The organism is Exiguobacterium sp. Leaf187 (assembly GCF_001423925.1).
GTDB lineage: Bacteria > Bacillota > Bacilli > Exiguobacteriales > Exiguobacteriaceae > Exiguobacterium_A > Exiguobacterium_A indicum.
Genome location: NZ_LMPR01000014.1, coordinates 71,240 through 83,229, shown reverse-complemented (window position 1 = coordinate 83,229; position 11,990 = coordinate 71,240). Strand labels below are relative to the sequence as shown.

The following is an 11,990-nucleotide window of genomic DNA, read 5'->3' as shown; positions in this document are numbered from 1 at the left end:
CTTTTCGAGTAACAATCGAAAGCAGGACTTCTTTTTGTTATGGGATGACAAGACCTAACAAGCGAGCAAAGGCGACTGCTTGCTCTTCCGTAATGACAGCGCCTGGTAAAAATCGCGGATCGATCGTAATACCAGAGAGTTCCGTCTGCCGGAGGTCGAGACCTTTTAACGGTGTTTCAATCCATTGGCTATCTGTAAGCCGGACCGCTTCGAGTTTCCAATGGGTCGGCTTCACTTCGAAGAACTGTGCTTCTTTCATCGTCGTTTCGCTCCAGTGTTGATGACGGACCGTACTGCGAATGAACTGTGCGTAATCCGCAAGCCCTTCCTGAATCGTTAAATGGTCAAGCGTACAATCTTCAAACTGGATGCCCGTCATCCGGCATCCGACGAAGGACACACGGTGAAAACGAGTTTCTTGGAAGTGACATCCCGTTAAGTCGCATTGCTCAAAACGAATATCTTCGAACGAACCACGGTCAAAGGTCAGATTCGCGAACGAGACATTTTGAAAACACACTTGATAGGCATCGATGCGTTCTGTCAGTTCACTCGGCATCGACTCTTTCTCATAACGCGCTCCTTTTAGATACGGGTCATCGATTTCGACTTGATCGAACGTCTCTGGCTGAAGCGTCTTCGGTAATTCTGGTAATCGGATAACGGTCTCTTTCAATGAAGGTTCCCCCTTTTTTCTCTCCCTTAGTGTACCAAACTCCTTTTATATGAGGAGAAATCGTTCGAATTCCCCTTTTTTCAACAGTTTTTATTTTGAGACACTTTGAGACCATGCTATAGTCAAGGAAAATCAAAATAAGAACATACGTTCTTTTATGTAAAGGAGTGATTCAGATGTTTCCTTCCGTCGTTTTACCACAAGATAAACGTATTTTTTGCGTCGACAGTGTGTCCTTCTACGCCAGCTGTGAATGCCAGTATCGCAATCTTCCTCCCTTGACGACACGCCTGGCGGTCGTCTCCGATTTAAAACGAAGCGGATCCGTCATTCTCGCTGCCACCCCTGCCTTAAAAGCACTAGGAATCAAGACAGCCGGTCGACTGTACGAAATCGAGCAATTGCCATACGCTGTTCGTCGTACGATTCAACTCGTCGAACCACGTATGCTCGCTTATATGAAGACGTCGATTCGTGTCCTGGATGTCCTGCACCAATTCGCCCCACCTGAAGCCATCCGCGTCTATTCGATTGATGAAAGTTTCATTGACATGACCGGAACCGATCGCCTATTTGGTTCCGACCTGCAAGCTGCCCTCAAAATTAAAGAAGCAATCCTGAAACAGACCGGCATCCACGTCCGGATCGGGATTGGTCCAAATAACGTCATCGCGAAACTGACGCTTGATTTAATCGGGAAAAAAGAAGGCATCGCGCGATGTGGATATGCTGATGTCGCACGACGTCTTCATGACTTTCCGATTCGGAAGATGTGGGGAGTCGGACACCGCATGGAACAACATCTGCAGATGATGGGGATTGAAACAATCGGTGACCTTGCCATGCGCCCTGTCGAAGAGTTACACGAACGCTTCGGTGTCATCGGTGCCGAACTGTGGCATCACGCTTGGGGACTCGACGCGTCACCGACACTGCTCCCCCCGCGTCATCTGTTCGAGAAAGCTCCTCAACGGACGATTGGACACGGTGTGACCTTAATGCAGGACTATTATCAGTTCGAACGCATCCGGAATGTGCTCAATGAACTGGTGCAGGATGTCGCCGCACGTTGCCGCTTTTCGAATCAAGTCGGCTGGACCGTTCACATCGGTGTCCGTTATTCTCGAAACGTCGTCCGAAGTGGCTTCTCCCGTCAAGTGCGGTTGCCTTACCCGACATCCGATGAACGCATCATTCTGCGTCACGTCTTACAATTGTTCGAACCGAATTGGCTCGATGGGGAACCTGTTCGATTTTTATCCGTTGCAGTGGGGCATTTGACTGCCGATCAAGGCACCTTACAGTTGTCTTTGTTCGAGGATAATGCGCGGCTCTGGAAACGGCGACGGTTATTAAAAGCAATGGATGTCGTTAACCTCCGCTACGGAAAAGGAACGATTCGCCTCGCTGTCTCGTTTCTTGATACGAGTGTCGCCAAACGTCGCCTTCGTTTTGTCGGCGGTCATCCGGGAGGTGATCTTCATGACAGCGTATCGTGATCGGGGAAATTTAAAATGGATTCCTTTTCTCATGCCGGAACATTTGCAATTGCTGCGGGAATACTATGTCCAGATGCATCAGCTCGACTTGCCTGAAATTGATGAACAGTTGCAAGAATCATGGCACTTTCTGCTTCAAGAAGCTTTAATAGAAGGAAACGAACTTGAAATCACGTATTATAAGGAAAGTAGCTACGTGACGGTCGTCGGTTTCGTCGAACGATTAGAACCCGAACGTTCCGTTCTCTTTCTGCGCGGACGTGAAGTCATTGAAATTCCCTTCACACGAATCGTCCGGATCGAAAACGGGTAAGCTCTCATACAGATGGATGCTTTAAATCGTGCCCGGAAAGAAGGAATAGTCATGTTGGATTGGTTTACTTCTCTCCCCGTCGTCGTGCAAGCACTGCTTGCCGGAATGATGACGTGGGGGTTAACCGCACTTGGTGCGGCACTCGTCTTTGTCTTTACGACGATTGAAAAACGCGTCATGAACATGATGCTCGGTTTTGCTGCCGGCGTCATGATTGCTGCGTCATTTTGGTCGTTGCTTGCTCCTGCGATCGAGTTCACAGAGCAAGATGGTGGAATCGCTTGGATTCCTGCCGCCATCGGTTTTCTCGCTGGTGGATTTTTCGTTCGTCTCCTCGACTTCGTCACACCGCATTTGCACTTATCTGCACCACTCGAAACAGCGGAAGGTCCTTCGACAGGACTCAAGAAAACGACGTTATTATTTCTTGCGATCACGTTGCACAACATTCCCGAAGGTCTTGCGATTGGTGTCGCTTTTGGTGCCGCCGCCTTGAACATGGACGGGGCGACCGTCGCCGGTGCCTTGACGCTTGCACTCGGTATTGGGATTCAAAACATGCCGGAAGGAGCTGCCCTATCGATTCCATTACGCGGTGAAGGGATGTCGCGCCGGCGCGCCTTCCATTACGGTCAATTGTCAGCGATCGTCGAACCGATTGCCGCGATGGTCGGAGCAGCCGCGGTCTTCTTCGTTCAACCGCTTCTCCCGTATGCGTTATCGTTTGCTGCCGGAGCGATGATTTTCGTCGTCGTCGAAGAATTGATTCCGGAATCACAAGCAGAAAACGGATCCGATTTAGCAACGCTTGGTTTGATGGTCGGTTTTACGGTCATGATGATTCTTGACGTCGCTTTAGGATGAAGCCGTTGCAAAACGAGCAGTGGATGATACCGTCTTCTGCTCGTTTTTCTGTTTGTAGATTCAGGCGCATTCTAGCAAAACCAATCGATTTGAAGTTTTTCTGACCTTGTGTCCTAACAGAAAAATTTCCCTATCTCTCATAACTATCTCAATGTGAATGGACACGACGGAGTGTCTTAGTCATATCCTATGGAATCTAGATAACTGCTCACTCTTATTCAAACGAATCTAGGCATCGGGTTTCGTCTGAAGCGCATCATACTTTCTCAGACCTGCGCCCGATATTCCGATTAGTTCTATCTCACAAGAATAAAACATGATATGTTTTTAACTAGCACATCGTATAGAAGGAGATTACCATGACAATCATTGAACTTTTAAAAGCGCTCTTACTCGGTTTCGTCGAAGGGATGACGGAATTTGCACCGGTCTCTTCCACGGGTCACATGATCATCGTCGATGACATGTGGTTGCAAACTACCGATTTTCTCGGTAAATATTCGGCGAACACCTTTAAAATCGTCATTCAGCTCGGATCGATTCTTGCGGTCGTCGTCGTCTTTTGGAAACGCCTCTTCAGCTTGATCGGTTTGTATAAGATTGAAGGCGAACATGACGCAGCAGGGACACACAAGTTAAAACTACGGCACGTCTTGATCGGTCTTCTACCAGCAGCTGTTCTCGGATTGTTATTCGAAGATTTCATCGATGAGAACCTCTTCTCGATTGAGACGGTCATCATCGGTCTTGCAGTCGGTGCCCTCTTGATGATTGCAGCCGATAAATTCGGACCAAAGGAACCCAAAACGACATCGCTTGATCAGATTACATATCGCCAAGCAGCACTCGTCGGTCTGTTCCAATGTATTTCCCTTTGGCCTGGCTTCTCTCGTTCTGGTTCAACGATTTCCGGAGGGGTCTTCCTCGGGATGAATCACCGGACGGCAGCTGACTTTACGTTCATCATGGCTGTACCGATCATGTTCGGTGCTAGTTTCCTTTCGCTCGTTAAGAACTGGGAGAACATTCAACCGAACCACTTCGCATTCTATGCTGTCGGTTTCGTTGCATCGTTCGTGTTTGCTCTCTTATCGATTCGCTTCTTCTTGAAGCTGATCAACAAGATCAAACTCGTTCCGTTCGCCATCTACCGTCTTGTCTTAGCAGCTGTCTTAGCTGTCATCGTCTACATGTAAGTTCAAACCGTTAGCTATTTTAGCTGACGGTTTTTCATTTTTTTGAAACTAATTCAGTCGCTTAAGGGTATATAGGGATGAGACATAACTAAAGGAGTGAATGCCACATGGCACGCAGAAGTCGGAGTAGATCAAAACTCCCATTCATCATCGGAGTCGTTATTGTCGCCGTGATTGCCTTTTTAGCAATTGGACAATACAACAGCCTCGTCAATGTAGAAGAAGATGTATCGAATAAATGGGCGCAAGTCGACAACCAGATCAAACGTCGTGCAAGTTTGATTCCGGATCTTGTTAATACGGTCAAAGGTGTCGCGGGTCAAGAAGAAAAAGTATATGGAAAAGTCGCAGAAGCCCAAGCTGGTCTTGCACGTGCTGCGTCAACCGAACAACGGATCGAAGCCGACCAACAAGTCACGTCTTCGCTTCGTGGATTGATTGCCTTACAGACGACCTATCCGGAACTAAAATCAAGCGGAAGTTTCCAAAAATTGATGGATTCACTGGAAGGAACAGAAAATCGTCTCGGGATCGCCCGCAAGGATTACAACGATGCTGTAACCCTCTATAACAAAAAACGTCGGAGCTTCCCAACGACACTCTACGCATCCGCCTTCGGATTCGAGAAAAAACCGTATTACGAGATTTCAGACAGCGACCGGGAAAATCCGACCGTCGACTTTAACAGTGATTCGAAATGATTCGGCGGTGGACGCGACTTCTGTTGAGCGCGTTCCTCGTCTTCTTCCTCTTCGTTCCAACAGCTAGTGCCGTTTCAGAACGGACGGGAGCAGCCTTCTTCATTCAGGATGATGCTCAGCTGCTCACCCCTTCGGAAGAAGCCGAACTCGCGCAACTCGGTCAGGAACTCGAACGATATACGACGGCACAAGTCGTCCTCAAGACGGTTCCCGATCTAAAGGGACAGGATTTAAGTTCTTACGCCAATGAAACATTTCGGCGCCAAGGCATCGGTCAAGAAGGAAAAGACAATGGTGTTCTTGTCGTCGTCGCTCCAAACGAAAAGGATCGCCAATTCCGGATCGAGGTCGGGTATAAACTTGAAGGAATTTTGACAGACATCACAGCTGGACGAATTCTCGATCAATATGCGGTTCCTTATAAAGAGAACGGCGAGTATGGAAAAGCAGCGTCTGAAACATACAAAGCGGTCGTCAGTGTCATTTCAAAGGATCAATCGCTCGAGTCACAAGATCCTCCGAAAACACAAAATGACGACGGGCTTCCGCTGTGGACGAAGATTCTAATCGGTGCAGGGTTACTAATCTTATTGTTCCTCGATATGAAGTTCACCGGTGGTATGTTCTTCTTTGCGATTTTGAACATCTTCTCCGCGATCATGCGCGGTGGTGGTGGAAATGGTGGCAGTCGCGGTGGTGGCGGAAGTTCCGGCGGTGGTGGTGCCGAACGGTAGAAAAGGAGTCGTTTTTTCATGAGGATCATCTTAGGGTATTACCTCCTCCTGACACTCATCGGATTTGTCTCGATGTGGCAGGATAAACGTCGAGCGCAACAACATGCTTACCGGACATCCGAAGCAACACTATTGACGATTGCTTTCCTCGGTGGTGCACTTGGTTCTTGGATTGGTATGTACACAGTCCGGCACAAGACACGGAAAGCGAAGTTCCAATGGCTCGTTCCAATAGCTGCTATCTTGCATCTCGCTTTCTGGTTTATTTACACTTCACAATAAAAGAATGTGACCGATAGAGAAAAGAACGTACGGAAATGTGTCCGTCGTTCCTTTTCTTTTTTTGTATAAGGTCAATGATTATGAATAACAGGTTTAATTTCTTTTTTGTTCAGGGTAAAGAATTTAACCAATTTAATAAATACATCTTTTTTTGATGTACTGAGAGGTGGACATCCCTTTATGTGGCATCCTTGCGCCGAATGTACGACATCAATCCGTTTCGTTGAAGCGGGAGCACTCCATATTCAATCACCAACGCCAGAAATCTATTCCTATCAATCGTTCGAACAGCTCGAACAGTTATTGACATCGCTCTTACGTGTAGCGGATTATCCAGTGTCGTGTCGCGCCACACAATCGCGTTACGTGACAGCACCTATCCTAGCTTCAGCGCTTCTAGAACAACTGAAGCATCGATCTGCGATTGATTTCATCCAGCATGGGGTCATGACGAGCCACCTACAACCGATTTATGATATCCAGCGTAACGTGCTCGTCGCGAACGAAGCCTTGCTACGAGCAGCTGATGACAATACGCCGATTTCACCAGGTGTCCTGTTTTCAACGGCCTCGAAGATGGGACTTCATTCCCGTCTCGATCAACGAGCGCGTGAAGAAGCCATCCGTGCGACGCACCATATTGGTGGCACAACAAAAACGTTCATCAACTTCCTTCCTTCGACGATCTATAATCCGGAGTATTGCCTGCGCCATACGTTTGAGATCGTCGAACGTTATCAAGTCGATCCGAGTCGGCTCGTCTTCGAAGTCGTCGAAACGGAAAAAATTGAAGACGTCAACCATTTGAAACACGTCTTCGAACAGTATAAAAAGCAAGGTATTCAAGTAGCACTGGACGATGTTGGCGCTGGTTTCTCGACACTCGATATGTTGTCCTTGCTTCAACCGGATTATATTAAAATCGATCGTTCCTTCATCGATCACTGCGATACAAACTCAGAAAACGAAGCCTTTTTACGAAAAGCCCGCCATCTGACACGAGAAATGGGGATTCAAATCTTAGCGGAAGGTATCGAACGGCAAGAAGAACTCGATCTTTGCCGCGAACTCGGCTTTGATCTTGGTCAAGGATACCTACTCGGTCGCCCTGCTCCTTACGCTCGTTTTGCGAAAGCACAATAAAAATACGCACATGGACCGTCTGATGATTCGGTCCATGTGCGTATCTTTATGTTAAGTCGTCGAAACGGAAACCGTCTCGTTCCGTGTGATAGCATCGACTAATTGTTCTGTTGATACAATCGGACGCAACAGACGACACAGTTCCTCTTTTGATGTCCGTAAAGCAAGTGCTTCGACGACATCGAGCGATAATGCGAAGTCTGCGAGTGTCGTCGGCTGTTCTTGTACAAGAAGATAGTCACGCAACTCTGCATAATCGTCATCATGTCCGAGTAACTTCTCCTGAACGAGTAGTCCGTAACCGACCTTACTCCCGTGTAAAAACGCATGCGTTTCTGGATGAGGTGATAACGCGTTATGCACTGCGTGTCCGATTGCACCACGCGTCGCCGCGTCACCAAAACCACCAATGCTTCCGGCTAACGGAATGACGGTTTCGACGAGATGTTGGATTTCAACGGGATACTCACGAAAACGCGTTTCCGTTATATTCGTCGACAAGATAAGATCCTTACAACGTTCAGCTGTCCGAAGCGCCATCTCAATGATGGGATCTTCAGCCGATGATCCGCTTAAGGCACGTGCTTCATACCACTTCGCTAGCGTATCGACGAGTCCCGCTACAAAATAAGCATACGGACTTGCTGCGATGATCCGATGATCGAGTAAAAGGGCTTCAATCACGACGGGGAACGTATCAAATCGGATGTACTGTCCCTCTTCGTTATACATGACACTGAGCGGAGTCCACGGAGCACAGTTCGAGACGATCGTCGGAATGACGATGACCGGGCGTTGTAATTGAAACGCGACCTGTTTTGCCGTATCGATGACACTCCCACCTCCGAGCGCGAGAATCACATCGTATGGAGCACATACCTGTTTGAAAGCTTCCACTTGTTGATCCGTACAATGCCCTTCAAATGAAAGACGTGGTAATGCTGGTAAAGCAAAAGCGGCTGCTTCATAGGCTAGACGTCCATGAATCAGGACTGCTGAACGATTACCTATCACTTCTTTGAGTTGATCGAGCGCGTTTTCCTCATGTATGTATTGCAAAACAGCTTGTCGAATCACAGAATCGCCTCCTAATATTTGTTATCGCTCAGTATACGCAAAAGAACCCGCTTCAGCAATCATTCGATTTTTATAAGAGGAGCGCGTACACTAGAAAAGAGAAGAATTTACTAAAAAGGAGTCGATGAATCGATGCAACAGATTACGTTAAACAACGGTATCAGCATGCCCCAACTCGGATATGGTGTCTTTAAAGTACCGGAAGAAGAAGTATATGAAGCGGTCAGCGAAGCACTCCGCGTCGGGTATCGTTCGATCGATACGGCGATGATTTACGAGAATGAAGAAGGTGTCGGTCGCGCACTGCGTGACTCCGGCATTCCCCGAGAAGAGATCTTTCTGACGACGAAAGTCTGGAATTCCGATCACGGCTACGAAGAGACACTTGCCGCTTTCGAGACGAGTCTACAAAAGCTTGGTGTCGATTATGTTGACTTGTATCTGATTCATTGGCCGATGCCAAAAGAAGATCGTTATGTCGAGACATGGCGGGCGCTCGAACATCTCTATGCCGAAGGGAAGACGCATGCTATCGGTGTTTCGAACTTCCATATTCCGCACTTGGAACGAATTTTAGCCGAAGGATCAATCGTTCCTGCCGTCAATCAGATTGAACTCCATCCGTTCCTTAGCCAAGAAGCGATCCGAGACTTTTGCCGCAAGCACGGTATCGTCGTTGAAGCTTGGAGTCCGTTGATGAAAGGACGCGACGCGTTGACGCATCCGGTCATCGTCGATATCGCGAATCGTCATCAGAAAACGCCGCCTCAAGTCGTCCTCCGTTGGCACTTGCAACACGATATCGTCGCGATTCCGAAATCCGTCACGCCAAGCCGCATTCGCGAAAATCTTGATGTCTTCGACTTCAGCTTGTCAGACGCTGATATGCAAGCCATCGATCAATTGAACGCCAACGTGCGTACAGGATCAAATCCGGATCATAAATAAGACGAGACGATTCTCGTTTAATCTCCATACAAAAAGAAGGTACCTTTCGGAATTGATCCGGAAAGTACCTTCTTTGATGATGACCCTGATGCGTGATTCTAATCTATTATTTTAGCGGTCTAAATTATTTCCATGGTCTTGCTTGGCGATGTCATCCGATTGATGTTTCGATTGACGACGTTCTTCGCCGTCTTGCGTTGCATCATGTTCTTTTTCCTCGCGTTCTGTTTCCGGACGTCGGAAATCGTCATCCCGACGCATTGCAATATCCGGTTCTCGGTTCCCGTCGAGTTTTTTCGCGTGATCGATTGCCTGCTCGTCTTGCGGCATCTTGTCCGTACCGGCACGGTGCAAATCAATTTCCGCATGCTCTTCCTTCGAATCTTTATCAACATCAAGCGGATTACCGGAGCCGAGCTGTGCATTGGAATTCGCATCTGATGACGTATGCGTCTCTTCGCCACTACCATAGCGAACTTTAACATCAGGATGCGTATTATCTGTATTTAAATGTGGATCGAACTGGATGTCTTGGACTTCAAGTAACAGAACGAAGCCCCCACCTTCGACTTCCGTTTTGCGTTGTTCGATTTCATTGTCTGATAGATCAAGTGACCCAAACAAATCATCGACTTCTTGATCGCGTCCTTTGTTCCCGCGAATTCGATCAATCCAAGACGGTTTCGTCGTCGCGATTTCTGCATCCATTTGGCTACGAACGAGTGCGATGTTCGACTTCTCTTTGACGATGACGTAGAAGTCTTCCTCCCGATGCCCTTGAATGTGCAATTCGTCCATTTTTGAGATCAATTCTTCTTCTGAATAGAATGTTCCGATATATTGTTTCGTTTTCATGGATGTTCTCCCCTTATCGACACGATTTGTCATGCGTGACTTCTATAAGGAGTATTTCCTCTTTTGCGTTAAAATATGCCAAAAAACATGCGTTCCATTAAAACGTCATCTGTTTGACATGTAAACGATCATTCGCCGACAAGTTTCAGACCAATCGTCGCACTTAAGACGAGACCGATACAAACCAGTCGCTTCCAGTCTTTTGATTCGTTATAGAGCACCATGCTGAGGATCGCACCGCCCGCTGCTCCGATTCCCGTCCATACCGCATACGCCGTTCCCATCGGTAAACCATTCATCGCAAGTGTCAAAAATAAGAAACTGAGTCCGAATCCTGTTCCCATCAACAGTAAATTCTTCGCATTCTTATTTTGATTGAACGTATTGATCAAGACGACACCAAACATCTCAAAGATTCCGGCAATGATTAAATAAATCCAACTCATGCTGATTTCTCCTCTCCACTGACTAACTTCAGACCGATGACGCCGACGAGTAAGACAGCGATCAATGCTAATTTCATCACGGAAGCGGCTTGGTCGAATAACACGATGTCCGTCACGATCGTTCCTGCTGTTCCAAGACCGACGAAGACGGCATAGACCGTTCCGACTGGTAAATGGTTACTCGCTTTGATCAGCACGGTAAAGCTAACGATGATACAGACGATCGTTGCAGCCCACTCAAGTGGTGTTGCCGCATGTTTTAATCCAATGACCCAGCCCACTTCAAAACACGCCGCGACGATGATCCCAATCCAATACTTTGCCATAGTAATTGCCTCCTGATAGGTAAATTCAAATGAAAAAGCCCGGGAGTAAGCGAGGTGATTCGCTTTACTCCCGGGCTTTTATCCCTCCGTTGCATGGACAAACGTCCATGTTCCTCCCTCGGTCCAGCCGTACGGAACCCTAGAGGATACTCCCTATTCCATTCGATACAACCACCCTAGCACGCCCTTTTTCCCGTGTCAAACAGGAATCCGTTCCCCATCTGTCAAATAGAATCAAAGTGACTTCATCTGAAAGAGGAGGATGCTGCATGCGTTATAAAATCAATGATCAACTTCGGATTCGTCGTTTTACACCAGAAGATGTAGAAGCGGTTCACGCTTATGCCTCACAACCCATCGTCAGTCAATTCCAGTCGTGGGGACCGAATACCGAAACGGATACGAAACAATTCCTACACGATGCGCTTGAAAGTGAACTCGAGACACCAAGACGTCGTTATGTCTTTGCCGTGACGTTTCCAAGTGACGTCGTCATCGGTGCCGGTGAACTCGTCATCACAGACGTTGAGAATAAAATCGCCGAAATCGGATACGTCCTCTCGCCTGATGAATGGGGGAACGGATACGCGACGTCAATCGCCTCTTTCCTTCTCCAATTCGGTTTCGAAAAACTAAAACTACACCGAATCACGGCAACGTGTGACCCACGAAACGTCGCTTCCGAACGTGTCTTGCAAAAGGTCGGCATGACGAAGGAAGGACAGCTTCGCGAGACGGTCTATCTCGAAGACCACTGGCGTGATTCCTTGATTTACGGCATGCTCGACTGGGAATGGCAAGTGGATCACGAACAAGATAACTAACATATGACTTCAAACGGTGTGCCGAGGCATACCGTTTTTTCATGAACAACCTCCTATTTTTTTGATTTTTATCAATTTTTAAACAAGCGCATGCTACACTATTCAT

The 11,990-nt window shown here is 47.6% G+C and carries 15 protein-coding genes; 10 read left to right on the top strand and 5 right to left on the bottom strand.

From position 1 onward, the window contains the following. Positions 1-37: 37 nt before the first annotated feature. On the bottom strand, positions 38-676 hold the full coding sequence (locus ASF99_RS16820) for a pentapeptide repeat-containing protein (RefSeq protein WP_023467029.1): 639 nt from the start codon (positions 674-676) through the stop codon (positions 38-40). A gap of 176 nt (positions 677-852) precedes the next feature. Here ASF99_RS16820 and ASF99_RS16815 point away from each other — a divergent pair, with 176 nt between their 5' ends. The 8 genes from ASF99_RS16815 to ASF99_RS16780 all read left to right on the top strand — a co-directional run bounded on the left by ASF99_RS16815 (position 853) and on the right by ASF99_RS16780 (position 7,408). Next, on the top strand, positions 853-2,175 hold the full coding sequence (locus ASF99_RS16815; protein ID WP_055970209.1) for a Y-family DNA polymerase: 1,323 nt from the start codon (positions 853-855) through the stop codon (positions 2,173-2,175). Continuing rightward, positions 2,159-2,488 carry a YolD-like family protein gene (locus ASF99_RS16810; RefSeq protein WP_023467027.1) on the top strand — a complete coding sequence of 110 codons (330 nt, stop codon included), beginning with the start codon at positions 2,159-2,161 and terminating at the stop codon, positions 2,486-2,488. The genes ASF99_RS16815 and ASF99_RS16810 overlap by 17 nt, the downstream gene beginning before the upstream one ends. A 51-nt stretch (positions 2,489-2,539) precedes the next feature. Then, complete coding sequence (locus ASF99_RS16805; protein WP_023467025.1) at positions 2,540-3,352, top strand: ZIP family metal transporter; 813 nt, start codon at positions 2,540-2,542, stop codon at positions 3,350-3,352. Positions 3,353-3,711: 359 nt separating this feature from the next. Further along, entirely contained in the window at positions 3,712-4,548 is an 837-nt protein-coding gene (locus ASF99_RS16800) for an undecaprenyl-diphosphate phosphatase (protein WP_023467024.1), read from the top strand. A 107-nt stretch (positions 4,549-4,655) separates the two neighbouring features. Next, positions 4,656-5,249, top strand: a complete 594-nt coding sequence (locus tag ASF99_RS16795; RefSeq protein WP_055970207.1) for a LemA family protein — start codon at positions 4,656-4,658, stop codon at positions 5,247-5,249. Then, positions 5,246-5,983, top strand: a complete 738-nt coding sequence (locus tag ASF99_RS16790) for a TPM domain-containing protein (RefSeq protein WP_055970205.1) — start codon at positions 5,246-5,248, stop codon at positions 5,981-5,983. The genes ASF99_RS16795 and ASF99_RS16790 overlap by 4 nt, the downstream gene beginning before the upstream one ends. Positions 5,984-6,001: 18 nt before the next feature. Then, positions 6,002-6,265, top strand: a complete 264-nt coding sequence (locus ASF99_RS16785) for a DUF1294 domain-containing protein (RefSeq protein WP_055970203.1) — start codon at positions 6,002-6,004, stop codon at positions 6,263-6,265. A gap of 180 nt (positions 6,266-6,445) precedes the next feature. Further along, a complete protein-coding gene (locus ASF99_RS16780; protein ID WP_055970200.1) occupies positions 6,446-7,408 on the top strand; it encodes an EAL domain-containing protein in 963 nt (320 codons plus the stop codon). Between the two features lie 51 nt (positions 7,409-7,459). Here ASF99_RS16780 and ASF99_RS16775 read toward each other — a convergent pair whose 3' ends face one another. Beyond that, positions 7,460-8,485 carry an iron-containing alcohol dehydrogenase family protein gene (locus tag ASF99_RS16775; protein WP_023467019.1) on the bottom strand — a complete coding sequence of 342 codons (1,026 nt, stop codon included), beginning with the start codon at positions 8,483-8,485 and terminating at the stop codon, positions 7,460-7,462. Positions 8,486-8,617: 132 nt separating this feature from the next. Between ASF99_RS16775 and ASF99_RS16770 the strand changes: the two genes are divergently transcribed. Then, complete coding sequence (locus ASF99_RS16770) at positions 8,618-9,433, top strand: aldo/keto reductase (RefSeq protein WP_055970197.1); 816 nt, start codon at positions 8,618-8,620, stop codon at positions 9,431-9,433. 111 nt (positions 9,434-9,544) lie between these two features. On the opposite strand, the gene ASF99_RS16765 is transcribed toward ASF99_RS16770, so the two are convergent. From ASF99_RS16765 to ASF99_RS16755, 3 genes are all read right to left on the bottom strand, one after another. Beyond that, positions 9,545-10,288 (bottom strand): general stress protein, encoded by a 744-nt coding sequence (locus ASF99_RS16765; protein ID WP_055970194.1) that lies wholly within the window; start codon positions 10,286-10,288, stop codon positions 9,545-9,547. A gap of 128 nt (positions 10,289-10,416) precedes the next feature. Beyond that, positions 10,417-10,734 (bottom strand): DMT family transporter, encoded by a 318-nt coding sequence (locus ASF99_RS16760; RefSeq protein ID WP_023467016.1) that lies wholly within the window; start codon positions 10,732-10,734, stop codon positions 10,417-10,419. Next, positions 10,731-11,060, bottom strand: coding sequence for a DMT family transporter (locus ASF99_RS16755; protein ID WP_055970192.1), 330 nt, complete (start codon positions 11,058-11,060; stop codon positions 10,731-10,733). The genes ASF99_RS16760 and ASF99_RS16755 overlap by 4 nt, the downstream gene beginning before the upstream one ends. A gap of 269 nt (positions 11,061-11,329) precedes the next feature. Between ASF99_RS16755 and ASF99_RS16750 the strand changes: the two genes are divergently transcribed. Then, on the top strand, positions 11,330-11,884 hold the full coding sequence (locus tag ASF99_RS16750; RefSeq protein WP_055970189.1) for a GNAT family N-acetyltransferase: 555 nt from the start codon (positions 11,330-11,332) through the stop codon (positions 11,882-11,884). The last annotated feature ends 106 nt before the right edge of the window (positions 11,885-11,990 follow it).